Source organism: Burkholderia sp. LA-2-3-30-S1-D2, from assembly GCF_001523915.2.
GTDB lineage: Bacteria > Pseudomonadota > Gammaproteobacteria > Burkholderiales > Burkholderiaceae > Burkholderia > Burkholderia diffusa.
Genome location: NZ_CP013383.1, coordinates 470,359 through 495,225, shown reverse-complemented (window position 1 = coordinate 495,225; position 24,867 = coordinate 470,359). Strand labels below are relative to the sequence as shown.

Below are 24,867 nucleotides of genomic sequence, written 5' to 3'. Positions count from 1 at the left end.
GCGCGGCGCGAACGTCATGCGCGCCCGATACGCGGATGCGCGAGACCGCCGAACGCGGCGGCTTCGCCGGGCGACAGATCGAACAGATCGCCGGTGAGCCCGCTCGGATGCTCGGCCGTGGGCCGGCTGCGCAGTCGCGCGACATGCGTGGGCGCGACGTAGGCGGCCGCCGTTTCGATCGGCGGCACGTCGAACAGGTCGCGCGTGACGCCACGCACGGCATCCGTCGGCGAACGGCCGCGCAAGCGCGCGACCAGTTCGACGAAGCGATCGAAATCACCGGCGCGCGTCGCCTTGTTCACCTCGGCGAGATCGCGCGCCTTCAGCACGCACGGCTGCGCGAGTCGCACGAAATACGGTGCTTCGAGTTCGACCGACAGCGCAAGCGGATAGCTCTTGCCAGTTTGCTCCTTCGCGCGCCCGATGCAATCGACCACGGCCGCGCCCTGCGCGACGCCGAGCGGCTTGCCCGTGCTCACGCTGCGCAGGTGGTCGGGGAACACGCGCAGTTGCGTGCCGACCGTCAGTGCGGTGGACGATGCGCAGACGAGTGCGTAGTGCTGTTCGCGGCGCCGGCCCGACGGCAGCGTCGAGCGGCTCGCGATGAAGGTGTGCGCCGGCAGCGGCCGCACCTGGCCGCTTGCGTCGACCCATGCATTCCACAGCAGCGCGTCCTCGCGCCTGCGCTCGCCGGGCCGCGTGCGCGACGCGACCGGCGAAAACAGTGCGAGCAGCGAACCCGTGCGATGCGCGGCGACTTGCGCGCTGCTGCCGAGCGGCTGGTTGATCCCCCACAGAAAACGCCCGCCCCCGAGCCGGCGCTCCCATTCCTTGCGGAGCACGACGGTCGGCAGTTCCTCGCCGGACTCGGTACCGATCTTCGTCCAGCAGAACGTGGGAGGGAGGTGTTTCAGTGTCATCAACTTTCTCGGGATACAGCCTCGCTGGTGACAGCAAGCCCATTCAACAACCGTAACTGTATAGGTATAATGCATCGCATGGAAGCCCCGGACCATGATTTTCCTGTACAAGACCTGTTGCGCCGTCTGATGGCGGACACGCGCTCGTCCAGCGAAATTGCGAGGCTTTCCGGCGTCAGCCAGCCAACCGTGTCGCGCCTTCGGCTGTCGAACGGGCATCGGCTGCGACGCAGCGCGCCATTCAATAAGCTATGCAGTTTCTACGGCGTCGATACCGGCCCGGCGCGCCGCCGGTACAACGACCTGCTGCGCGACGCGATCGTCGACGCGTGGGACGGCTCCGACGAGCACGGGCGGGCGCTGCTGGTCGTGATTCAGGGGTTGAAGGATCTGCAGGCGAAGGCCGACGACGGCTGACCCTCACAGGCGTTCATGAATGGATGCAAGACTGAAAGCATCCTAGCGAGCGGGCGATGGCGAACTCGATTCGTCATCGCCCGTTTTGCATCGGACGACGCGGCGCGAAGCGGCGGCAGACGCGCCGCCAGCACACCACGCGCCCCGCATCGACGACGTCTCAAATATTTTTTACTCACAGTTAAAAAAGTTTGACACGCCGTTTTCACTGAGATAACTTTTGCGCAAGCTTCCGGAAAGCAAACGCGAACCGGCAAGCCATCACAATGCGTGGCGCGGCCGAAACCGCCAATCCGTTTCATTCCGTCGCCGCACGCGCATCGCGTCGTGTTTTTCCGCAGCGCAGCACCGCAGCTCGCAACATCCCCGTTTCATCGAATGATGTCGTTCCGCCTCACCTGGAAGGACGCGCGGCATGCGTACATTTACTTTGCAGTCCTGCATGACATGCAGGCCGAAGCCACGGCTTTCCGGCCGGCGCATGTCGCCGGCGATGTCCCGATGGTGCGGTTTCCTTTTCGTTGCATGCAGTAATCGGCCCGGCCCGCAGGGGGCGTATCGCGGAACGGTCGTATCCACACAATCAAAAGAACGAGGTCGGCAATGCAATTTCATTTCAGAGGATCGCGCCGCGCATGGCTACCCGCGCTCGTTGCAGCCGCGACGCTCGCCGCGTGCGGCGGAGATGACGGCGGCAGCGTGGCGGGCGTGTCCGCGCTCGCGCAAGGTCAAGGGCAAAACCAGGATCAGCAGGGTGACAATGCACCAGGGCGCGCGTCGCCGTCCGGCGTCCCGTACGCGAATCCGGCCAGCGGCGAGCGCTACAAGCCGGTGATCACCAATGGTCAGGTACAGCCGTCGCTATCCGGCGGCACGATCGAGGAAAACGCGTGGGTCGACACGCCCGTCGACTCCGATGGCGACGGCACGCGCGACCGCATTCACGTGCGCATCGTGCGTCCGTCGGAAACCGCCAGCGGCGCACGCACACCGGTCATCGTGCTCGCAAGCCCGTACTATGCGGGGCTCGCCGACAGCCCGAACCACGACGTCGACGTCGAACTCGACGGCACCCCGCATCCGGCCGCCACGGCGGCCGCGGCAGCCACCGGCGCCTCGGCGCGCATCATGGCCGCGGTGCCGCAGACGCGCATGCTGCAGCAGCTCGAGGCGGCCGCGGCCGGCCGTTCGTGGATCGAGGGCTACTTCATTCCGCGCGGCTTCACGATCGTCTATGCGGATTCGCTCGGCACCGCCGGTTCCGACGGCTGCCCGACGATCCTCACGCGCGACGAATCCGTCGCGATGGCGTCGGTGATCCGCTGGCTCGGCCGCGATGCCGCCGCGAAGGATGCGAGCGGCAAGCCGATCGTCGCGAACTGGTCGACGGGCCACGTCGGCATGTACGGCGTGTCGTACGACGGCACGCTGCCGAAGATGGTCGCGAGCCTGCGCACGCGCGGGCTCGACGCGATCGTGCCGATCGCCGGCCTGTCGAACATGTACGGCTACTACCGCTCGGGCGGGCTCGTGCGCGCGCCGGAGGGCTATCAGGGCGAGGACGTCGACGTCTATATCAAGGCACTGCTGACGAACGCGCATCCGGAGCGCTGCACGCACCTGATCGACGAGGCGTTGCAGCAGGAAGACCGCAAGACGGGCGACTATTCGCCGTTCTGGGCCGCGCGCGACATTCCGACTGCGCGCGCGGTCGCGCCGGCACTCGTCGCACAGGGGCTGACCGACGACAACGTGCGCGTCGACCAGTCGACGTCATGGTATCTGGCGATGCGGCGCCAGGGCGTGCCGACGCAACTGTGGCTGCATCGCCTGAAGCACACCGACCCGACCCGCGTGCCGGCGATGGCCGATGCGTGGACTGCCGAGGTGAACCGCTGGTTCACGCGCTACCTGATCGGCGTCGACAACGGCGTCGAACGCGATCCGCGCGCGGTGGTCGAGCAGGCCGACGGCACGCTGCTGAAGGAAGCCGACTGGGCCGCGCGGCACGCCACGCCGGTCGCGTACTTCGCGGGCGGCGACGGCACGGGCACCGGCACGCTGTTGCGGCTGCCGAGCGGCGGTCCGCTCGCGCGCTTCACCGACGATGCGTCGATCCCCGCGCTCACACTGGCGAACGCCGCGACCGGCGAGCATCGCAGCCGCTTCGAGACGGCGCCATTCGCGGCTGCGACGCGCCTGTCCGGCACCGCGACCGCACGCGTGCGGCTGACCTTCACCGGCGTCGCGAACGTGACGGCACTGCTGGTCGACCGCGCACCGGATGGGTCGGCCACGATCGTCACGCGGGCATGGACCGATCCGCGCAATCGCGTGTCGGACTGGTTCTCGCAGCCCGTACTGCCGGGGATGCCGTATGACCTGAAGCTGACGTTCATGCCGCGCGACTACACGCTCGAAGCGGGTCACACGCTCGGCCTCGTCGTGCTGTCGAGCGACAACGAGGCGACACTGCGGCCGACGCCGGGTACGGGTCTCGCGCTCGATCCGGCAGGCACGTCCGTGACGGTGCCGCTGGTTTCGTCCTGAGCCGGCGCGGTCTGGCACGACTGACCGCCACGCGCATGCGATCGGGCGCGATCGCATGCGCATGACGCCGGGTGACACGCATCGAAGGCGCCGCGCGACGATGCTTCACCGTCGCACGGCGCCGTTCTTCGTCGACCACACGATCGCGCCAGCCATGCGACGCCCCGCACGACGAAAGGCCCGCTCGACGGCGAGGCCGGCGAGCACGCCGTAGCAGCCGTCGAGTGCGCCAGCGTTGGTCACGGTGTCGATGTGCGAGCCCATCATCAGCGGCCGCTCGCTGCCGTCGCCGGAGGCGGAACGCAACGTGCCCAAAATGTTGCCGATCCGATCGACCTGAACGTCGAGGTCAAGCTCACGCATCCATTCGACGACGAGCTCGCGCCCGGCCCGCTCGTCGTCCGTCAGCGCGGCACGCGTCAGGCCGATAGCCGGACTTGATGGAGTGAAATGCCATTTCAGCAGGATCGATATTTCGACGCTGCATTCGCGGCCACGACGCAAGGTTCTCTCGTCCTGGCGGGCCGGTTCATCTTCGTGCCGGTGCGTCCTTCATCCCTTCCGCACGCGGCGGCGGCGCCGCTCACACCGGCGTCAGCACCGGCTCCCCCGCGAAATGCCGCGCGGCGTTGTCGAGAAACTGCTGGACCGAACGATCGAGCGCCTCCGGCGACCAGCCGCCCATGTGCGGCGTCAGCACGATATTGTCGAGCGCCGTGAGCGCGCGCGGCGGCTCCGGCTCGCCTTCGTACACGTCGAGCCCGGCGCCCGAGATGCGCCGTTCGCGCAGCGCATCTGCCAACGCAGCGGTATCGACAACGCTGCCGCGCGACACGTTGACGAGAAACCCGCCCGGGCCGAGCGCGTCGAGCACCGTGCGGTCGATCAGATGATGCGTGCCCGCGCCGCCCAGCGTTGCGACGATCAGGAAATCGGCCCATTGCGCGAGCGCCTCGACACGATCGAAATAGCGATACGGAACATCCTTCGCGGAACGGTTGTGATAACCGATCTCGATGTCGAAGCCGGCCGCGCGCCGCGCACACTTCTCGCCGATCTTGCCGAGCCCGACGATACCGAGCTTCTTGCCCGACACGTTCGGCGGCATCGGCAGCGCGTCGCGCCATACGCCGGCGCGGGTGTTCGCATCGAGTTGCACGACGTTGCGCAAGGCCGCCAGCAGCAGCGCGAACGCATGATCGGCGACGCAATCGTCGTTGGTGCCTGCGCCCGTCACCACGGTGATGCCGCGCGCCTTCGCATGCGCGACATCGATGTGCTCGTAGCCCGCGCCGAGCGCGCTGACGAACGTGAGCTGCGGCAGACGATCGATTTCAGCGGCAGTCAAGCCCGTGCTGCCGTTGGTCAACACCGCGCGGATCGTGCTGCCGTGTTCGGCGATCGCGCGCTCGCGTTCATCGGCGAACGGTGCATGATGGACGTCGTATGACGCGGCGATCTGGCGGTGCGCGTCGCCGCGCAGCGCGATAAGGACCAGCAGCTCAGGCTTCATGTCAGCAAATGTCCGCAGGCGGGCGAATGCGTTCCAGTTTAACAACGGCGCGTGACGCGCGCGGGTTATCCCCACGCGCGCTGTGGACGTGCCGCCGCACATGGTTTGCCAAAGCCGACTCAGTCAAGTAACTTTCGGCGTACGTCCCCGTTCTGGAGAATGGCCCCGATGAAGCTCGCCCTGCCCGCCCGAATCCTGGGCCTCGCGTTCGCCGCCGCTTTCGTGGCACCCGGCGCGCACGCCGACACGCCCGTCGTGGTGTCGTCGAAGATCGACACCGAAGGCAACCTGCTCGGCAACGTCATCGCACAGGTGCTGAAGTCCCATGGCATCCCCGTCACCGAAAAGATCGCGCTCGGCACGACGCCGATCGTGCGCAAGGCGCTCACGAGCGGCGAGATCGACATCTACCCGGAATACACGGGCAACGCGGCGTTCTTCTTCAACAAGGCCGACGATCCCCTCTGGAAGAACGCGAGCCAGGGCTACGACACAGCGAAGAAGCTCGACTATGCCGCCAACCATCTCGTCTGGCTCGCGCCGGCGCCCGCGAACAACACGTGGGGCGTCGCCGTGCTCGCGCCGGTCGCGCAAGCGCAGCACCTGAAGACTTTCTCGGATTTCGGCAAGTGGATCGCGGGCGGCGGCAAGCTGAAGCTCGCGGCGTCGGCCGAATTCGTGAACAGCGCGTCCGCGCTGCCGTCGTTCGAGAAGGCCTACGGCTTCAAGCTGAAACCGGATCAGCTCGTCGTGCTGTCGGGCGGCGACACGGCCGCGACGATCAAGGCCGCCGCGAACCAGACCGACGGCGTGAACGCGGCGATGGTGTACGGCACCGACGGCGGGATCGCATCGAGCGGCCTCGTCGTGCTCGACGACGACAAGCACGTGCAGCCCGTCTACGCGCCGACGCCGGTGATTCGCGAAGTCGTGCTCAAAGCGCATCCGCAAATCGCCGAGTACCTGAAGCCGGTGTTCGCAAGCCTCGACCTGAAGACGCTGCAAATGCTGAACGCGCGCATCCAGATCAACGGCGAGCCGGCCGCCGGCGTGGCAAAGAGCTACCTGAAGTCGAAAGGCTTCGTCAAGTGACGGGTCGCGCGGTGGCGTCCGCGCGACACATCGCGCTGGATAAAGTCGGCATCCTGATCGGTGTCCTGACGATCGTCGCGGTGGTCGGCATGCCGTTCATGGTGCTTCGGCCGAACCGGATCGCGGCCGGCACCGGGCTGTCGGCGTTCGCCGCGCTGCCCGCGATGCAGGGGGCCGCGCTCGCCGCATTGTGGGTCGTCGGCGCAATATGGGCGATGACGGGGAGCCGCCCCGCATGGCGGCTCGCGGCGGGCTGCACGTGGCTCGCGACGCTCGCCTACGCGGTCGGCGCCGCGGCGACGCACGTGGTCGCACCCGACGACGTGCTCGCGCGCGTGTCGCCCGCGGCAGGCGTCTGGCTGTTGCTGTTCGCCTGGACGGTGCTGGTCGCCGACGCACTCGCGCGGCTCGCATTCGGCCCGTGGCGCCGCCTCGTCGCACTCGTCGTCGCTATCGCAGCGATATCGGTGCCGCTTGCGACCGGCTGGTGGGACGGCCTGTCCGTGATGCGCGAATACGCGGTGCGCAGCGACGACTTCTGGCGCGAAGCAATCCGGCACGTGTCGCTCGCGGGCGGATCGGTCGCGGCCGCGCTTGTCGCGGGCCTGCCGCTCGGCATCGCGTGTGCGCGGGTCGCACCGGTGCGCACCGTCGTGATGCCGGTGCTCAATGTCGTGCAGACGATCCCGAGTATCGCGGTGTACGGGCTGATGATGGCACCGCTCGGCCTGCTCGCCGCGCACGTGCCGCTCGCGGCCGCGCTCGGCATCCGCGGGATCGGCGTCGCGCCGGCCGTGCTCGCGCTGTTTCTCTACTCGCTGCTGCCGATCGCGTCGAGCGTCGTGGTCGGGCTCGAGCAGGTGCCGCCGCATGTGACCGAAGCGGCTCGCGCGATGGGCATGACGCGCGCGCAGCGGCTGCTGCGCGTCGATCTCGTGCTCGCATTGCCGGTGATTCTGAGCGGCGTGCGCATCGTGCTCGTGCAGAACATCGGGCTGACCGCGGTCGCCGCGCTGATCGGCGGCGGCGGTTTCGGTACCTTCATCTTCCAGGGGATCGGGCAATCGGCCGCCGATCTCGTACTGCTCGGCGCGATCCCGACGATCGCGCTCGCACTGGCGGCCGCCGTCGTGTTCGAAGCCGCGACCACGCTTGCGAAGGGACGTACCGCATGATCGAGATCGAACGCATCGGCAAACGCTTCGGCGACGTCGTCGCCGTCGACGACGTCTCGCTGACGATGAAGCAAGGCACGATCACCGCGCTCGTCGGCGCATCGGGCAGCGGCAAGTCGACGCTGCTGCGGATGATCAACCGGCTGATCGCGCCGACCGCCGGCACGATTCGCATCGATGGCGTCGACACCGCGAGCGTGCCGCCCGAGCAGTTGCGGCGGCGCATTGGCTACGTGATTCAGGGGCACGGCCTGTTTCCGCACTGGAGCGTCGCGCGCAACATCGCGACCGTGCCGCGCCTGCTCGGCTGGCCGGCCGAGCGCATCGACGCGCGCGTGCGCGAACTGCTCGACCTGTTTCATCTTGCTCCGTCCGAGTTCGCGGACAAGCTGCCGCATGAACTGTCGGGCGGCCAGCAGCAGCGCGTCGGCGTCGCGCGTGCGCTCGCGGCCGAGCCCGCGATGCTGCTGATGGACGAGCCGTTCGGCGCGCTCGATCCGATCATCCGCAACAAGGCGCAGGACGACCTGTACGCGCTGCAGCGCCGCCTCGGCATCACGGTCGTGATCGTCACGCACGATATCGAGGAAGCGCTGAAGCTCGGCGACACGATCGCGGTGATGGACGGCGGACGGCTGCTGCAGGTTGCGCCGCCGGCCGAGATTCTCGGCAAGCCGGCCGCGGGTGTCGTCGAGCAGCTCGTCGCCGGCGTCGACCGGCCGCTGCGCCTGCTCGCGCTGACGCCGATCGACGCGGTAGCCGAACCCGGCCATGCCGACGGCGAACCGATCGCCGCGACGCGCACGTTGCGCGACGCGGTGTCCGAGCTGCTGTGGCGCGGAGCGGACGCATTGCCGGTCGACGACGGCAACGGGCACGCTGCGCGCCGCATCACCCTCGATGCGATCCGCGCGCATGCGAGGAAGCCCGCATGACGATGAAGCCCGCGCGTTCGACCCTGCCGCGGCGGTTTCCTGCGTATGTCGCGCGTGCGGCCGCACTTGCGCTGCTGCTCGTGCTGCTGCTGCGCCCCGCATGGCTGCAGGGCGTGTTCGCGCCGTTCGCGGACAACGGCGCGCCGGTCATCTACGATCGTGCGAGCCTGCTCGACCTCACGCTCACGCATCTCGGCACCGTCGCGCTGTCGAGCCTGATCGGCACGCTGGTCGCGGTCGCGGCCGGCATCGCGGTCACGCGGCCGGCCGGCGCGGATTTCCTGCCGGTCGCGCGCAGCGTCGTCGACATCGGCCAGACCTTTCCGCCGGTGGCAGTGCTTGCGCTCGCGGTGCCGGCCGTTGGCTTCGGGCTGAAACCCGTGCTGATCGCACTCGTGTTGTACGGTCTCCTGCCGATTTTCGAGAGCACGATCGCGGGGCTCGAAGACGTGCCGCGCGATGTCGTCGACGCCGCGCGCGGAATGGGGATGAGCGGCTGGCAGCAATTGGTGTCGGTCGAGCTGCCGCTCGCGTTTCCGGTGATCGTGAACGGGATCCGGCTCGCGGTCGTGATCAATCTCGGCACCGCGACGATCGGGTCGACGGTCGCCGCGCGCGGGCTCGGCGATGTGATCATCGCGGGCCTGCAGACGTCGAACACGGCGTTCGTGCTGCAGGGCGGCGTGATCGTCGGGCTGCTCGCGGTGCTGGTCAGTGATGCGATCGGCGCGCTTGCACGGGTGGCGAGCGCGCGGCGGGCGTAGCACGCATCCGCGATCGCGATACGCGTATGAAGTGGGGGACGCGAGAGAAAATCCGGCCGTTCTTCATCCGGACTCCGATACGTGTTCGTGCAACGATCGAGTCCGTGCGAGGCACCCGCCGACAAAAGCCTACATCGCGCTTTCATTCGAGCCCGCGCTCGCACACGCCAGATGATTGGCCGATATACTATGCGCCTCCCATTTCCCCGCACTTCACCATGCGACGACGGTTTCTCTGGCTGATCGTGTTTTCGCTCGGCATCGCGCACCAGGCCTCGGCGCAGCAGGCGCCCGCATTGCCTGCCTCCGCGCCCGAAGCCGCCGCATCCGCGCCGACCGAGGCCGCCGTCCCGCTCGCGAACGATCAGCCCAACGAAGCAAACCGTCGCATCACGTCCTACCTGACGAAGAAATTCGGCGTCGCGAGAGAGCGCGCCGCGAAACTCGCCGATATCGTGAACATGACTGCGACGAAATATTCGCTGCCTCCGGCACTCGTTTACGCCATTATCTCGATCGAATCGCGCTTCCAGGAAAAGGCGCGCGGCCAGCGTGGCGCGACCGGACTGATGCAGGTCGTGCCTTCCGCGCACCGCGGCATGCTGCGCAACGTGAAAGACCTGACCGAGCCGAATGCGAACGTCGAAGCCGGCTCGAAGATTCTGTCGGGCTATGTGCGGGCGGCCGGCGGCAACGTGCAGGCCGGGTTGAAAAGCTACGGCGGATCGAATGCGTATGCGGCGAAGGTGATGCAGCGGGTCGACACGTTCCGCTTCGTGCTCGAACCCGAAGACGGCGCGAAAGGCGCGAACGATACGAACGCGCGCATGATGCCGGTCAGCGATCTGTCGACCGCGGCGCCCGCCGCGAATCGCAACGCGAAGTAAGCGCACCTCACGCTACGCACCGCGCGTACCTGCGTATCCCCCAGCGGCGGGACGCACGACGGCACGTACCGCCGCTCACTCGCGTGCGAAATGCGCGCGCAGAAATTCGATGAAATGCTGCGTTTTCGCGGGCAGCAAACGCGTTTCGGTCATCGCATAGATGGGCACCGGGGTGCCCTCCCATTCCGGTAGCACGCGGCGCAGCCGGCCGGCGACCACGTCGTCGGCCACCACTTCCTCCGGCAACTGGATGATCCCCGCGTCGTGCACGGCCAGTTGCCGGTTCATGCCGACGCTGTTGACGACGAACCGCCCGCCCACCGGCACGTCGACCGTGCGCTCGCCGCGACGCAGCGTCCACGCGCTGACGCGTTGCACGCTCAGACACTGATGGCGCGTCAGGTCGCCTGGTTCGAGCGGCTCGCCCGAACGTTCGAGATAGCGTGGCGACGCATACAGGTTGCTGCGCAGTGTCGCGAGCCGCCGCGCGACGAGCTGCGAATCCGCGGATTCGCCGATGCGGATCGCGACGTCGAACGGCTCGCTCACCAGGTCGACGCGCCGCGACGTCAGCTCGAAATCGAACGTCAGCTTCGGATACCGTTCCGCGAATTCGACGACCAGCGGCGTCAGGTAGATCACCGCGAAATCGACCGGAAACGACGCGCGCAGCACCCCGGACGGTTCGGCCAGCAGTCCGCCGAGCTGTTCGTGCGCGAGCCGCGCCTCGTCGACGATGCGCTTGCAGCGCTCGAAGTAGAGCTGCCCGGCCTCCGTGAGCTCGATCCGGCGCGTCGTGCGATGCAGCAATCGCAGGCCGATCGCCTTTTCCAGCGCGCCGATCCGCCGCGACAACGTCGAATTCGGCATCCCCAGCGTCTGGGCGGCACTACGAAAGCCGTGCGCCTTCACGACCTCCACGAACAGCGCCATGTCGTTCAGCAGTTCCATGCCGACTGCTCCATCAATGGATCAATGATCTCCACGATACCCGGTTTATCTCGAAAAGGAAGCAATGGATGATGCTGACGTGGAGGCGAGGCCGGCGCAACGCGCGCGGCCGCCGCCCGATGCGGCATCGCCCCGGTGGCGCATCCCGAACTTCGATGAGGAAAACGCGATGAAACAACTGTTCGTTCCGGCCCCTACCGATCAGGACACGCCGCAACTGTTCACCCCGGTGCGCGTCGGCCGGGACACGCTCGACAACCGCCTCGTGATGGCGCCGATGACGCGCAGCCGCGCCGCGTTCGACGGTACGCCCGGCGCGTGGGCCGCCGAGTACTACGCGCAGCGCGCGGACCTCGGGCTGATCGTCACAGAGGGCACGCAACCGTCGGCCGACGGCCAGGGCTACCTGACGACGCCGGGTATTTATACCGGCGCACACGTCGCCGGCTGGAAGAGGATCAGCGACGACGTGCATGCGCGCGGCGGCCGCCTGTTCATCCAGCTGATGCACGTGGGCCGCATGTCGCATCCCGACAACACGCCGCACCACCGACAGGGCGTCGCGCCGTCGGCGATCGCGCCGGGCGTGCCGATGTTCACGGCGACGGGCATGCAGGAGATTCCGGCGCCGCGCGCACTGACGACGGCCGAGGTGCGCGACACCGTGAACGACTTCCGCTTCGCCGCGCGACGCGCGATCGAGGCCGGCGCCGACGGCGTCGAGATTCACGGTGCCAACGGGTATCTGGTCCAGCAGTTCTTCGCGCCGAACGCCAACACGCGCACCGACGAATACGGCGGATCGATCGAGAATCGCGCGCGCTTCGCGATCGAAGTCGCTGCCGCGATCGCCGACGAGATCGGCGCGGATCGCACGGCGATCCGCCTGTCGCCCGGCACCACGCTGTGGGGGATCGACGAAGGTCCGGAAAGCGCCGAGCTTTACCGCTACCTGGCGACGCAGCTCGACGCGCTCGGCCTCGCCTATTTGCACGTAATGCATCAGGGCGATGAATCGCTGCTCGCGGACCTGCGTGCGCGCTGGCGCGGCACGCTGATCCTGAACCGCCCGGGGCGCACGCGCGACGCGATCGGTGCCGATGTGGCATCGGGTCTCGCCGATCTCGAAGCGTATGGCCAGATGGTGCTCGCCAATCCGGATTTCGTGACGCGCGTGAAGACGGGCGCGCCGATGAACGACGCGCAGCGCGAGACGTTCTTCGGCGGCGATGCACGCGGATATGTCGACTATCCGGCGCTGAGCGGCGCGGCATAAGCGCTGCAAAGAGAAACGGCGCGTCGTGACTTCGTCATGACGCGCCGCATTCGAACGATACGGGCTGCTGAGCCCGTTACAGCTGCCCCGCCGCCCCCGTCCACCGCAGGTAATCCCCACGCGTCCAGTCGAGCGACACGCCGACGCGCTTCGTCCCCGGCCGGATCTTCGGCTTGTACATCGACAGCGTCAGCGACTCCAACGCGGGCCATTCGCGGAACGACATCACCGCGAGATCGGCGACGAGCGTTTCGAGCAGCCGCGTATGCGGCTTGTGCGACAGGAACGACGCGACGCGTGCACAGTAACCGTCGTAGTCGATCCACTCGCCCTGCTCGCTCGGCTCGCAGCGATACCCGAGCCGCGCATCGATCACGATCGGCTGCGGCGCCTCGTGCTCGTGCGCGTGGATGCCGATCCGCGCGGGCACCTTCAGTTCGTCGACGAACACGCTCCAGCCGCGCCCGCGCAGGCGCGGCGCGTCGATCGCCACGAACGGTTCGTCGAACGGCTTCATGACGCGAGCGGCGCCGCGGCGTCGAGCATGATGCGCACGAAATAGTCGGCGAAGCTGCGACGCAGGACGATCTCGAACGTATCGTCGCCGGTCGGGATCAGCGTGATCGGCGACTTGAAGTAGTGCGACTGCGCACACTGGCCCGGCTTGAGCACGCGCGGATGCAGATCGAGCGGGCAGCCGCGCGCGATCACGTCGCGCACGCGTTCGCCGCTGACCTCGACGACCGTGTAGCCGCTGCCGACGTCGACCGCCGCCGCATACGAACCCTGCACGGCCTCCGCGAGCTGCGCCTCGAGCACGCCCGCCTGCACGGGCCCGTTCGAGCGCACGAGCCACTCGTCGGGACCGAGCCACAGCACGTCGTACTCGGCGCCGCGCGCCACCGTGTTCGGTGCCGACGGCGGCCGGCAACCGACCACGCGCTCGAACGCGCTGACGAATGCCGGGTCGCTCAGCTCGCCGCGCACGTTCACGAGATCGAGGAACGCGCGCTCGCGCAGCATGAACTTCTTCGATGCACGCGCCTGATGCGGCTTCAGCACATCGGCCGCGCCGACGAACGGCGATTCAAGCGTCACGCCCGCGCCCGCCACTTGCGACTGGTTTCTCGTTTCATTCCACATGCTGGCGCACCCCTTCGGTATCGTAGAAAACCGGGCTCGAGATCTTCGCGGTGACGCGCTTGCCGTTGGCCAGCGGAATCACGACGCTCTCGCCCATCTTGTTCAGGCCGCCCTTCACCACCGCCAGCGCGATCGAGCGCTTCAGGATCGGGCTGTAATAACTCGACGTCACGTGGCCGATCATCGGCGTCGGATCGACCGCCGACACCTGCGTGTCCTTCGCGATGATCTGCGCGCCTTCGGGCAGCACGAACTGTTCGTCCTCGGTCAGCAGGCCGACGAACTGCTTGCGGCCTTCCTTCGACGTATCGGAGCGCGACAGCGAACGCTTGCCGAGGAAGTCCTTCGACTTCGCGACGAGCCCGCCCATCCCGAGGTCATACGGCGTGACCGAGCCGTCGGTATCCTGGCCGACGATGATGTAGCCCTTCTCCGCGCGCAGCACGTGCATCGTCTCGGTGCCGTACGGCGTGATGTCGAACTCGGCACCGGCCGCCATCAGCGCTTCCCACACCGCGCGGCCCGCATTGGCCGGCACGTTCACTTCATACGCGAGTTCGCCGGAGAAGCTGATCCGCATCACGCGCGCCTTCACGCCCGCGACGGTGCCGTTCCGGTAGCTCATGAACGGGAACGCGTCGTTGCCGAAGTCGATGTCCTGGCACACCTTCTGCACGACCTTGCGGCTCTTCGGGCCGACCACCGCGAACGTCGCCCAGTGATCGGTGACGGACGCGAGCCGCACCTTCATGTCGGGCCATTCGGTCTGCAGCCAGCGCTCCAGCCACGTGAGCACGCGCGCCGCGCCGCCGGTGGTCGTCGTCATCATGAAATGCTGGTCGGCGAGGCGCACCGTCACGCCGTCGTCGAACACCATCCCGTTTTCGTCGAGCATCAGCCCGTAGCGGCACTTGCCGATCTCGAGCTTGTTCCAGGGGTTCGTGTACATCCAGTTCAGCAGCTTCACTGCATCCGGACCCTGGATGTCGATCTTGCCGAGCGTCGACGCATCGAGGATGCCGACGCTGTTGCGCACCGCCAGGCATTCGCGCTTCACGGCCGCATGCAGGTCCTCGCCGTTCTTCGGGAAATACCACGGCCGCTTCCAGTTGCCGACGTCTTCGAACATCGCACCGTGCTCGACGTGCCATTCGTGCACGGCCGTCTTGCGGATCGGGTCGAGGAAGTCGCCGGTCTCGCGGCCCGCGAACGTACCGAACGACACGGGCGTGTAGTTCGGGCGGAACGTCGTCGTGCCCGTTTCCGGAATCGTCTTGCCCAGCGCCTGCGCGAGGATCGCCATCCCGTTGATGTTGCCGAGCTTGCCCTGGTCGGTGCCGAAGCCCATCGCGGTGTAGCGCTTCACGTGCTCGACCGACTCGAAACCTTCGCGCGCTGCCAGCAGGATGTCGGCGGCCGCCACGTCGTTCTGGAAGTCGACGAACTGCTTCGGCCCGCGTGCGGCGGCCTCGCGGCTGCCGACAAGCCACAACGGCTGCAGCGCGCCTTCGACGGCTTCCGCGACCTGCGGCGCGACGGGGCGCTTCGCGGCCGTGAAGCCCGCTGCCTTCGCCGCTTCGGCGCCCGCGTCGACCGCGAGCCGCAGCGCACGGGCGAGACCGAACTCGCCAGCGGCCGCACCGATGCTCGCTTCCGCCTGCACGGGCTTGCCCGGCAGGAAGCAGGCCTTCTCGTCGTTCCAGCACGCCTTGCCGCCCGACTGCGCGAACAGGTGCAGCACCGGGCTGAAGCCGCCCGACATCGCGACGAGGTCGCACGGCAGCGACTGCAGCTTGCCACCGGTCTGGCCGTTCGTGTAGGACGCGACGTCGACCGACGATACGCGCCACTTACCCGAAGCAGCCGTCACGACTGCACCGCTCATCACCGTCACGCCCTGCCGCTTCGCGGCCGCGGGCAACGCGCCGTTCGACGACGCACGCGAATCGACGACCGTCACCTTCGCGCCGCACGCCTTCAGGTCGAGCGCGGTCTGGTATGCACGGTCGTTGTTCGTGAACACGACCACGTTGCGGCCCGGCAGCACGCCGTAGCGATGCACGTAGGTGGACACCGCGCCGGCGAGCATCACGCCCGGCAGGTCGTTGTTGCCGAACACGATCGGACGCTCGTGCGCGCCGGTCGCGAGGATCACGCGCTTCGCGCGGACCTTCCACAGCAGCTCGCGCGTGCCCTTGCGCATCGACACCGGCTGGTGATCGGTCAGACGCTGCGTGACCGTCACGAGGTTGTGGTCCTGATAACCGAACGCGGTGCTGCGCGACAGGATCGTCACGTCGGGCAGCTTGCGCAGTTCGGCCTCGATCTTCTCGACCCACTGCAGCGCCGGCTTCGCGTCGATTTCCGCGCGGCACGACAGCAGGCTGCCGCCGAGCTCGCGCTGGTCGTCGACCAGGATCACGCGCGCGCCGGCCGTCGCGGCCGCATGCGCGGCGGCGAGGCCCGACGGGCCACCGCCGACCACGAGCACGTCGCAGTGCGCGTAGCATTTGTCGTAGCGATCGGCGTCGAGCACCTCGGGCGCCTTGCCGAGGCCGGCGGCCTCGCGGATCTTCTCCTCGTACTTCGGCCACATGTTGCGCGGCCACATGAAGGTCTTGTAGTAGAACCCGGCCGGCATGAAGCGCGAGAACTTCTGGTTGATCGCGTACTTGTCGTTCTCGAGCGACGGCTCGGCGTTCACGCTCGTCGCGACGAGGCCCTGGTACAGCTCGATCTCGGTCGCGCGCGCGTTCGGCACCGTGTACGGGCCGGTCTCGAGCTGCACGACGGCATTCGGTTCCGCGACGTCCGCCGTCACGATCCCGCGCGGACGGTGGTACTTGAAGCTGCGCGCGACGAAGTGCACGCCGTTCGCGAGCAGCGCGGACGCGAGCGTGTCGCCCTGGAAGCCCTGATACGTGCGGCCGTTGAACGTGAACGTCAGCGGAATCGCGCGATTGATGCGGCCACCGGTGCCGAGGCGGTCTTTCTGGCTCATTTGCTCGTGCCCTCTTCGTGTGCGTTGCCGGCGGCTGCGCCGCCGAACTTTTCGTAGCCCTTGATATCGTAGGTCACCGTGTCGCGCGTGACCTTGAACCAGCGGCGGCAGCCCTGCGTGTGCAGCCACTGCTCGCGGTGGATACCGCGCTTGTTCTCGCGCATGAACACGTATTCGCCCCATTCGCGGTCGGTCATGTTCTCGTTCGCAACCGGGCGCACGATGTCGGCTTCACCGCCGCACGTGAACTCGGATTCGGCGCGCGGCCCGCACCACGGACATTCGATCAGCAACATGTTTCTTTCTCCTCGTTCAGTGCGGGGGTCAGTGCGCGACGGCGGCTGCGCCGTGCTCGTCGATCAGGTGGCCCGTGTAGAAGCGGTCGAGCGCGAACGGCGCGTTCAGCGGATGCGGTTCGTCGCGGGCGATCGTGTGCGCGAACACCCAGCCCGAGCCCGGCGTCGCCTTGAAGCCGCCGGTGCCCCAGCCGCAGTTGAAGTAGAGGCCCTTCACGTCGGTCTTGGTGATGATCGGGCACGCGTCCGGCGACACGTCGACGATGCCGCCCCACTGGCGGTTCATCCGCACGCGCGAGAACACCGGGAACATCTCGACGATCGCCTGCAGCGTGCTTTCGATGATGTGGAAGCTGCCGCGCTGGCCGAAGCCCGTGTACTGGTCGATACCCGCGCCGATCACGAGGTCGCCCTTGTCGGACTGGCTGATGTACGCGTGCACCGCGTTCGACATGATCACCGAGTTGACCACCGGCTTGATCGGCTCGGACACCAGCGCCTGCAGCGGGTGGCTCTCGATCGGCAGGCGCACGCCGGCCATGTCGGCGAGCGTCGTCGTGTTGCCGGCTGCGACCACCGCGACCTTCTTCGCCTTGATGAAACCCTTCACCGTATCGACGCCGACCACCGCGCCGCCTTCGCGACGAATGCCCGTCACCTGGCAGTTCTGGATGATGTCGACGCCGGCGCGGTCGGCGCCGCGGGCGAAGCCCCAGGCCACCGCGTCGTGACGCGCGACGCCCGCACGGCGCTGGATCGATGCGCCGAGCACCGGGTAGCGGCTGTTCAGGTTGATCGTCGGCTCGATTTCCTTGATCTGCGCGGGCGTCAGGAATTCGGCGTCGACGCCGTTCAGGCGGTTCGCGTTCACGCGACGCTCGGTGTCACGCACGTCCTGCAGCGTGTGCGCGAGGTTCATCACGCCGCGCTGGCTGAACATCACGTTGTAGTTGAGGTCCTGCGACAGCCCTTCCCACAGCTTCATCGCCTTCTCGTACAGCGCGGCCGATTCGTCCCACAGATAGTTCGAGCGCACGATCGTCGTGTTGCGCGCGGTGTTGCCGCCGCCGATCCAGCCCTTCTCGAGGATCGCGACGTTCGTGATGCCGTGCTCCTTCGCGAGGTAGTAGGCGGTCGCGAGGCCGTGGCCGCCGCCGCCGACGATCACGACGTCGTATTCCTTCTTCGGTTCCGGGCTCTTCCACTGCTTTTCCCAGTTCTCGTGATACGAGAGGCCGTTGCGGAACAGGCTGAATATCGAGTAGCGGCTCATGTTAGTGATCCTTCGTTAGCATTCGATGACGTTCACGGCAAGACCGCCGCGCGACGTTTCCTTGTATTTCGTCTTCATGTCGGCACCCGTCTCGCGCATCGTCTTGATCACCGAATCGAGCGATACGTAGTGCTGGCCGTTACCCTTGAGCGCCATCCGCGATGCGTTCAGCGCCTTGATCGCGCCCATCGCGTTGCGTTCGATGCACGGAATCTGCACGAGCCCGCCGACCGGATCGCAGGTCATGCCGAGGTTGTGCTCCATCCCGATCTCGGCCGCGTTCTCGACCTGGTCGGGCGTGCCGCCCATCACCGCGGCGAGCGCGGCCGCGGCCATCGAGCACGCGACGCCCACTTCGCCCTGGCAGCCGACTTCCGCGCCCGAGATCGACGCCGTTTCCTTGTAGATGATCCCGATCGCCGCGGCCGTCAGCAGGAATTCGACGATGCCGGCTTCGTTCGAGCCCGGCACGAACTTCACGTAGTAGTGCAGCACCGCGGGGATCACGCCGGCCGCGCCGTTCGTGGGCGCGGTGACGACCCGGCCGCCCGCCGCGTTCTCCTCGTTGACGGCCATCGCATACAGGTTGACCCAGTCGAGCATCGACAGCGGATCGCGCAGCGACTCCTCCGAACGCGCCCGCAGGCGCCCGTTCAGTTCGGCCGCGCGGCGCTTCACGCGCATCGGGCCCGGCAGTTCGCCCTCGACCTTGCAGCCACGCTCGACGCACGCGGCCATCGTGCGCCAGATCGCGAGCAGCCCGGCGCGCACTTCGTCTTCCGGACGCAGCGTGGATTCGTTGCGCAGCATCAGCTCGGCGATCGACAGCCCGTGTTCGCGGCACTGGCGCATCAGGTCGTCGCCCGTGCGGAACGGGTACGGCACTTCGGCCGCAGCACGTACGCCGTTCACGCGATCGCCGTCGCGGTTCACGACGAAGCCGCCGCCGATCGAGTAATACTCCTTCTCGACGAGCAACTGGCCGTGCTCGTCGAACGCCTGGAAGCGCATCCCGTTCGGATGCACGATGCTGGTGCCGCTCATCAGCTTGCGATAGAAGCCGATGTTCTCCTTCTCGTCGAAGCGAATCGTCTGCTTGCCGAGCAGCGCCAGCGACTTCTCCGCGCGGATCGCCGCGAGCCGCGGCTCGATCAGGTCCGGATCGATCGTGTCGGGCAGATGGCCCTCGAGCCCGAGCAGCACCGCCTTGTCCGTGCCGTGGCCCTTGCCCGTTGCACCGAGCGAGCCGTATAGTTCGACCCGCACGCGGCGCACGAAGCCGAGCAGGTTCGCGTCCTCGATGTGCGACGCGAAGCGGCACGCGGCGATCATCGGGCCAACCGTATGCGAGCTGGACGGGCCGATACCGATCTTGAACAGGTCGAACGCGCTGACGTTCATCTGACTTCCTCTGGGTGGGCGTACGTGAAATGTCGTTGGCATCAGTACATCAAAGCGTAAAATTGGCCGATAGAACAAAAACGGCATCGGCGTGGGATAGCGCCGCCAAGCCCCGCGCAGGACGGCCGGAAAGTGCGTTTTGACGATGGTTGGCGACGAAAAACCACAAGTCGGCCGGGGTCCGCGCCAGCCGGCAACCGTGCCCGCGAACAGATTGCAACGAGTGAGACCCGCCTTCCCGGCGTGACGAGATTGACCGCGATGACACCCGACGTACCCGCTTCCCCCCTCGCCGAACCCGCGCCGCAGCGCATCCGTTTCGGCATCGTGCTGCTGCCGAACTTCACGCTCACGGCCTTCTCGGGTTTCGTCGACATGCTGCGGCTGTCGGCCGACGACGGCGACTACAGCAAGCCGGTGCGCTGCGCGTGGAGCGTGATCGGCGAAACGCTGGCGCCGGTGCGCGCGAGTTGCGGGATCCAGATCACGCCGTGGGAAACCTTCGAGAGCGCCGAGCCGTTCGACTACGTCGTCGTGGTCGGCGGCCTGCTGCATTCGGGGCCGCAAGCCGGCCCCGAAACGCTCGACTTCATCCGCCGCGCGGCGACGGGCGGCGCGACGCTCGTCGGGATCTGCACGGGCGTGTTCACGCTGATGCGCGCGAACGTGCTCGACGGCTACCGCACCTGCGTGAGCTGGTTCCACTACTGGGATTTCATCGAGCGCTTCCCGCACGCCGATCCCGACATGCTGATCGCCGATCGCCTGTTCGTGATCGACCGGCGACGGATCACCTGCTCGGGCGGGCGTGCGTCGATCGACGTCGCCGCCGCGGTCCTGCTGCGCCATTTCGATCATGCGACCGTGCAGAAGGCACTGCGCATCCTGCTCGTCGGCGAGATGCAGAAGGGCAATGCGCCGCAGCCGCATCCGCCGGGCCTCGAGCCGGCCACGCACCCGAAGGTCAAGCGCGCGATTCTCCTGATGGAACAGCATGTCGGCCGCGCGCTGCCGCTCGAGGAACTCGCGTGCAAGCTCGACATGTCGACGCGCCAGCTCGAGCGGCTGTTCAAGGCCGAAACGGGCAAGAGCCCGCAGGCGTTCGCGAAACAGGTGCGATTGCGCACGGCCGCCTGGCTGCTGACCAGCTCCGACCGCACCGTCGCCGATATCGCGTCGAGTTGCGGGTTCGCCGACGCATCGCACCTCGGCCGGGAGTTCCGCAAGCAGTTCGGCGTGCCGCCGGCGACCTATCGCGAACGCGGCGGGGACAGCACGGAGGCCGGCGCACCGATGGCGGCTGATCCCGATCCCGTCGAAGACATCGCCGACTGACGGTCGCGCGCGCCGCCGGCGCGCGTCCCCTTTCCTTCCCCTGCCCACGCCTCGACGCCACACACGATCGCGGCAGTTTCAGGTCAACTGGAACCGGTTCCAGTCAATTTCACCGACGTTAGAGCCCATTGACCGAGGGTTATCCCTGATGCTGACGCACCTTCAAATTTGTATGATGACCACATCACCTTACAAACCTGAGCGCCATGTTCGAGAAAATTCCCGCCCGTGCGATGAGCGACCACGTCGCGCAGCAGCTGCTGAAGCAGATCGAAGTCGGCAGTTTCTCGGCCACCGGCAAGCTGCCGACGGAAGCCGTTCTCGCGCAGGAATTCGGCGTGAGCCGCACCGTGATCCGCGAAGCGATCTCGCGGCTGAAGAACGAAGGCGTGGTCGAGCCGCGCCAGGGCAGCGGCGTGTACGTGAACCAGCACGGCGCCATCCGGCCGCTGCGGATCGACTACGCGGAGGCCGTCGAGGCCAGCTCGCTGCCGCACCTTCTCGCGGTGCGCCGCGCGATCGAGGCTGAAGTCGCGGCCGAAGCCGCGCTGCACCACACGGCCGACGACATGGCCGACATCGACGACGCGCTGCGCAAGATCGACGATGCGGTGGCCGAAGGGCGCGACGGCGTCGCGGAAGACGTTGCGTTCCACCGCACGATCGCGGCCGTCACCGGCAACCCGTATTTCCTGAAGACACTGCAGTTCCTGAACCAGTACCTCGAGGCCGGCGTGAAAGTCACGCGGCGCAACGAGGCGACGCGCGAGGATTTCTCGCGGCAGGTGCGCGAGGAACACGCGGCGATCGCCGACGCGATCCGCGCGCGCGACCCGATGGCGGCACGCAACGCGGCGCGCACGCACATGTACAACGCCGCCCGCCGTCTCGCGGAAGCCGGCATCTGCTGATGAACGATTGCTGAATGCGGCGGCCCGGGCCAGACCGGTGCCGTCGTTGTCCCGAACCTCTTCCCGAATCGATCAAGGTTGACCATGTCACGAAATGTTGGAGTCATCGGCCTCGGCGCGATGGGCCTCGGCGTCGCCCGCTCGTTGCTGCGCGCGGGGTTCCGCGTGCATGCATGCGACGTGCGCGACACCGTGCTGCAGGCGTTCGCGGCCGAAGGCGGCGTGCCCTGCGCGAGCCCGGCCGAACTCGGCGCGCGGTGCGACGTCGTCGTCACACTCGTCGTCAATGCCGCGCAGACCGAAACGGTGCTGTTCGGCGAGCACGGCGCGGTCGCGGCGATGAAGCCCGGCGGCGTCGTGATCGCGAGCGCGACCGTCGCACCCGATTTCGCCGTCGCGCTCGGCGCGCGCATCGAGGCCGCGGGCCTGCAAATGCTCGACGCGCCGGTGTCCGGCGGCGCCGCGCGCGCGGCCTCCGGCGAGATGACGATGATGACGTCGGGCCCCGCCGCCGCGTATGCGGCCTGCGACGACGTGCTCGACGCGATCGCCGGCAAGGTGTATCGCCTCGGCGACGCGCACGGCATCGGCTCGAAGGTGAAGATCATCAATCAACTGCTGGCCGGCGTGCACATCGCGGCGGCCGCCGAGGCGATGGCGCTCGGCCTGCGCGAAGGCGTCGATGCCGACGCGCTCTACGACGTGATCACGCACAGCGCCGGCAACTCGTGGATGTTCGAGAACCGCGTGCCGCACATCCTGAACGGCGACTACACGCCGCTGTCCGCCGTCGACATCTTCGTGAAGGACCTCGGCCTCGTGCTCGATACCGCGCGGCGCAGCAAGTTCCCGCTGCCGCTGTCTGCCACCGCGCACCAGATGTTCATGAGCGCGTCGAGCGCCGGCCACGGCGGCGAGGACGATTCCGCCGTGATCAAGACCTTCCCCGGCATCACGCTGCCGCCCGCCCGCTGATTCGAACGACGTTCCTGCCATGACCGCTTCCGCTTCCCGTCCCATGCTCGGCTGCATCGCCGACGATTTCACCGGCGCGACCGATCTCGCGAACATGCTCGTCAAGAGCGGCATGCGTACCGTGCAGACGATCGGCGTGCCCGCCGGCGACGCCGCAATCGACGCCGACGCGATCGTCGTCGCGCTGAAGTCGCGCACGATTCCCGCCGCCGACGCCGTCGCGCAATCGCTCGCCGCCCATGAATGGCTGCGCGCACAGGGTTGCCGGCAATTTTTCTTCAAGTACTGCTCAACGTTCGACTCGACCGACGCGGGCAACATCGGGCCCGTCGCCGATGCGCTGCTCGATGCGGCTGGCGGCGGCTTCGCGATCGCGTGTCCGGCGTTCCCGGAGAACGGGCGCACGATCTTCCGCGGCCATCTGTTCGTCGGCGACGTGCTGCTGAACGAATCCGGCATGGAGAACCACCCGCTCACGCCGATGAAGGAGGCGAACCTCGTGCGCGTGCTGCAGCGGCAAACGAAGTCGCATGTCGGCCTGATCCGCTACGACACGATCGCCCTGGGCGCCGCCGCCGTGCGCGCGCGGATCGAGCAGCTGCGCGCGGAAGGCGCGCGCTTCGCGATCGCCGACGCGTTGTCGGATCGCGACCTCTACGTGCTCGGCGAAGCGTGCACGGACCTGCCGCTCGTCACCGGCGGCTCGGGCGTCGCCCTCGGCCTGCCCGCGAATTTCCGCCGCGCGGATCAACTGCCCGAGCGCGACAACGCAGCCTCGCTGCCGCGCATCGACGGGTTGTCCGCCGTGCTCGCCGGCAGCGCTTCGAAGGCGACCAACGCCCAGGTCGCCGCGTGGCGCGAAAGCCGGCCGAGCTTCCGGATCGACCCGCTCGCGGTCTCGCGCGGCGAACCCGTCGTCGACGCGGTACTGGCATTCGCGCGCTCGCACCTGCCCCAACCCGTGCTGATCTACGCGACCGCGACGCCCGACGAAGTGAAGGCCGTCCAGCAGGCGCTCGGCGTCGAGGCGGCCGGCCAACTCGTCGAGAGCACGCTCGCCGCAATCGCCAGGGGCTTGCGCGACCTCGGCGTGCGCAAGTTCGTCGTTGCCGGCGGCGAGACGTCCGGCGCGGTCGTGCAGGCGCTCGACGTGAAGTCGCTGCAGATCGGTGCGCAAATCGATCCGGGCGTGCCGGCGACGGCCACCATCGACGCGCAGCCGCTCGGCCTCGCGCTGAAATCCGGCAACTTCGGCACGGTGGACTTTTTCGACAAGGCGCTGCGCGCGCTCGACGGAGCCGCATGATGAGCCACGAAGCGAAACTGCGCGAAGAGATCTGCGTCGTCGGCGCGAGCCTGTATGCGCGCGGCCACGCCGTCGGCAGCGCCGGTAACATCAGCGCGCGCCTGGATGACGGCTGGCTGATCACGCCGACCGACGCATGCCTCGGCCGGCTCGACCCGAACGACATCGCGAAGGTCGGCCTGGACGGTCAGCCCGTATCGGGCGGCAAGCCGTCGAAGACGCTCGCGCTGCATCGCGGCATCTACACGCGCAACGCGGAAGCAAACGGCATCGTCCACACGCATTCGACGCACCTGGTCGCGCTGACGCTCGCGGGCGTGTGGCGCGACACCGACGTGCTGCCGCCGATCACGCCGTACTACGTGATGAAGGTCGGCCACATTCCGCTGATCCGCTATCGCCGCCCCGGCGACCCGGCGGTCGCGGCCGAAGTCGCGGCGCTCGCCGACCAGGTGCGCGGCGTGCTGCTCGACCGCCTTGGCCCGGTGATGTGGGGGCAGTCGGTGTCGCACGCGTCGTACGCGCTCGAGGAGCTCGAGGAAACCGCGCGGCTCTGGCTGATGACGAACCCGAAGCCCGAGCCGTTGTCCGACACGGCGCTCGACGAGCTGCGCCAGACCTTCGGCGCACGCTGGTAACGCAACGCATCGCGTCCGGATCACGCAGGACTACGAACCGAGTACCATGCCCGCCGTGTGCGCGGGCCCCTCCATCAGCACACACGACACAATCCGGCGGCGTGCGCG

At 67.8% G+C, this 24,867-nt stretch carries 22 protein-coding genes and 1 pseudogene; 13 read left to right on the top strand and 10 right to left on the bottom strand.

The features are described from left to right. Nucleotides 1–14: 14 nt before the first annotated feature. Nucleotides 15–920 carry a hypothetical protein gene (locus tag WS66_RS02220; RefSeq protein WP_059600279.1) on the bottom strand — a complete coding sequence of 302 codons (906 nt, stop codon included), beginning with the start codon at nucleotides 918–920 and terminating at the stop codon, nucleotides 15–17. Between the two features lie 78 nt (nucleotides 921–998). Between WS66_RS02220 and WS66_RS02215 the strand changes: the two genes are divergently transcribed. Together WS66_RS02215 and WS66_RS02210 are read left to right on the top strand one after the other, a co-directional pair. Next, entirely contained in the window at nucleotides 999–1,337 is a 339-nt protein-coding gene (locus WS66_RS02215; protein WP_044844401.1) for a helix-turn-helix domain-containing protein, read from the top strand. A gap of 603 nt (nucleotides 1,338–1,940) precedes the next feature. Then, complete coding sequence (locus tag WS66_RS02210; protein ID WP_059600280.1) at nucleotides 1,941–3,887, top strand: Xaa-Pro dipeptidyl-peptidase; 1,947 nt, start codon at nucleotides 1,941–1,943, stop codon at nucleotides 3,885–3,887. 156 nt (nucleotides 3,888–4,043) lie between these two features. Here the strand turns inward: WS66_RS02210 and WS66_RS02205 are convergent. Together WS66_RS02205 and WS66_RS02200 are read right to left on the bottom strand one after the other, a co-directional pair. Further along, nucleotides 4,044–4,313: pseudogene (locus tag WS66_RS02205) on the bottom strand (M28 family peptidase); the annotation flags it as partial. Nucleotides 4,314–4,470: 157 nt separating this feature from the next. Further along, a complete protein-coding gene (locus WS66_RS02200) occupies nucleotides 4,471–5,400 on the bottom strand; it encodes a 2-hydroxyacid dehydrogenase (RefSeq protein ID WP_059600282.1) in 930 nt (309 codons plus the stop codon). A gap of 168 nt (nucleotides 5,401–5,568) precedes the next feature. Between WS66_RS02200 and osmF the strand changes: the two genes are divergently transcribed. From osmF to WS66_RS02175, 5 genes are all read left to right on the top strand, one after another. Further along, on the top strand, nucleotides 5,569–6,492 hold the full coding sequence (osmF, locus tag WS66_RS02195) for a glycine betaine ABC transporter substrate-binding protein OsmF (protein ID WP_059600283.1): 924 nt from the start codon (nucleotides 5,569–5,571) through the stop codon (nucleotides 6,490–6,492). Further along, entirely contained in the window at nucleotides 6,489–7,667 is a 1,179-nt protein-coding gene (locus WS66_RS02190) for an ABC transporter permease (protein WP_059600284.1), read from the top strand. Before osmF ends, WS66_RS02190 begins: the two co-directional genes overlap by 4 nt. Then, the gene (locus WS66_RS02185) at nucleotides 7,664–8,602 is read left to right on the top strand and encodes an ABC transporter ATP-binding protein (RefSeq protein ID WP_059600285.1); all 939 of its coding nucleotides are present in this window, start codon (nucleotides 7,664–7,666) and stop codon (nucleotides 8,600–8,602) included. Before WS66_RS02190 ends, WS66_RS02185 begins: the two co-directional genes overlap by 4 nt. After that, nucleotides 8,599–9,366, top strand: coding sequence for an ABC transporter permease (locus tag WS66_RS02180; protein ID WP_108064608.1), 768 nt, complete (start codon nucleotides 8,599–8,601; stop codon nucleotides 9,364–9,366). The genes WS66_RS02185 and WS66_RS02180 overlap by 4 nt, the downstream gene beginning before the upstream one ends. A gap of 218 nt (nucleotides 9,367–9,584) precedes the next feature. Further along, nucleotides 9,585–10,253, top strand: a complete 669-nt coding sequence (locus tag WS66_RS02175) for a lytic transglycosylase domain-containing protein (protein WP_059600286.1) — start codon at nucleotides 9,585–9,587, stop codon at nucleotides 10,251–10,253. Between the two features lie 75 nt (nucleotides 10,254–10,328). Here the strand turns inward: WS66_RS02175 and WS66_RS02170 are convergent, their stop codons facing one another. After that, complete coding sequence (locus tag WS66_RS02170) at nucleotides 10,329–11,204, bottom strand: LysR family transcriptional regulator (RefSeq protein WP_059600287.1); 876 nt, start codon at nucleotides 11,202–11,204, stop codon at nucleotides 10,329–10,331. A 169-nt stretch (nucleotides 11,205–11,373) separates the two neighbouring features. Here WS66_RS02170 and WS66_RS02165 point away from each other — a divergent pair, with 169 nt between their 5' ends. Continuing rightward, entirely contained in the window at nucleotides 11,374–12,480 is a 1,107-nt protein-coding gene (locus tag WS66_RS02165) for an alkene reductase (protein ID WP_059600339.1), read from the top strand. 76 nt (nucleotides 12,481–12,556) lie between these two features. On the opposite strand, the gene WS66_RS02160 is transcribed toward WS66_RS02165, so the two are convergent. Genes WS66_RS02160 through WS66_RS02135 form a run of 6 tightly spaced genes read right to left on the bottom strand, consistent with a single transcriptional unit; the run spans nucleotide 12,557 to nucleotide 19,594 of the window. Beyond that, entirely contained in the window at nucleotides 12,557–12,997 is a 441-nt protein-coding gene (locus WS66_RS02160; protein ID WP_059452158.1) for a dihydroneopterin aldolase, read from the bottom strand. Then, complete coding sequence (locus WS66_RS02155; RefSeq protein WP_059600288.1) at nucleotides 12,994–13,623, bottom strand: sarcosine oxidase subunit gamma; 630 nt, start codon at nucleotides 13,621–13,623, stop codon at nucleotides 12,994–12,996. Before WS66_RS02155 ends, WS66_RS02160 begins: the two co-directional genes overlap by 4 nt. Continuing rightward, the gene (locus WS66_RS02150) at nucleotides 13,613–16,624 is read right to left on the bottom strand and encodes a sarcosine oxidase subunit alpha family protein (protein ID WP_059600289.1); all 3,012 of its coding nucleotides are present in this window, start codon (nucleotides 16,622–16,624) and stop codon (nucleotides 13,613–13,615) included. Before WS66_RS02150 ends, WS66_RS02155 begins: the two co-directional genes overlap by 11 nt. Further along, complete coding sequence (locus WS66_RS02145) at nucleotides 16,621–16,920, bottom strand: sarcosine oxidase subunit delta (protein ID WP_059534095.1); 300 nt, start codon at nucleotides 16,918–16,920, stop codon at nucleotides 16,621–16,623. The genes WS66_RS02150 and WS66_RS02145 overlap by 4 nt, the downstream gene beginning before the upstream one ends. 28 nt (nucleotides 16,921–16,948) lie before the next feature. Beyond that, complete coding sequence (locus WS66_RS02140) at nucleotides 16,949–18,193, bottom strand: sarcosine oxidase subunit beta family protein (RefSeq protein ID WP_006480591.1); 1,245 nt, start codon at nucleotides 18,191–18,193, stop codon at nucleotides 16,949–16,951. 15 nt (nucleotides 18,194–18,208) lie between these two features. Next, a complete protein-coding gene (locus WS66_RS02135; protein WP_059600290.1) occupies nucleotides 18,209–19,594 on the bottom strand; it encodes an L-serine ammonia-lyase in 1,386 nt (461 codons plus the stop codon). Between the two features lie 261 nt (nucleotides 19,595–19,855). On the opposite strand from WS66_RS02135, the gene WS66_RS02130 reads away from it, so the two are divergent. From WS66_RS02130 to otnC, 5 genes are all read left to right on the top strand, one after another. Beyond that, complete coding sequence (locus WS66_RS02130; RefSeq protein WP_059600291.1) at nucleotides 19,856–20,929, top strand: GlxA family transcriptional regulator; 1,074 nt, start codon at nucleotides 19,856–19,858, stop codon at nucleotides 20,927–20,929. Between the two features lie 206 nt (nucleotides 20,930–21,135). Further along, entirely contained in the window at nucleotides 21,136–21,840 is a 705-nt protein-coding gene (locus WS66_RS02125) for a FadR/GntR family transcriptional regulator (protein ID WP_059452152.1), read from the top strand. Between the two features lie 84 nt (nucleotides 21,841–21,924). Beyond that, nucleotides 21,925–22,815, top strand: a complete 891-nt coding sequence (gene ltnD / locus WS66_RS02120) for an L-threonate dehydrogenase (RefSeq protein ID WP_059600292.1) — start codon at nucleotides 21,925–21,927, stop codon at nucleotides 22,813–22,815. Nucleotides 22,816–22,834: 19 nt separating this feature from the next. Next, the gene (gene otnK, locus WS66_RS02115) at nucleotides 22,835–24,121 is read left to right on the top strand and encodes a 3-oxo-tetronate kinase (protein WP_059600293.1); all 1,287 of its coding nucleotides are present in this window, start codon (nucleotides 22,835–22,837) and stop codon (nucleotides 24,119–24,121) included. Then, nucleotides 24,121–24,759, top strand: coding sequence for a 3-oxo-tetronate 4-phosphate decarboxylase (otnC, locus tag WS66_RS02110; protein WP_059600340.1), 639 nt, complete (start codon nucleotides 24,121–24,123; stop codon nucleotides 24,757–24,759). Before otnK ends, otnC begins: the two co-directional genes overlap by 1 nt. Nucleotides 24,760–24,867: the final 108 nt, after the last annotated feature.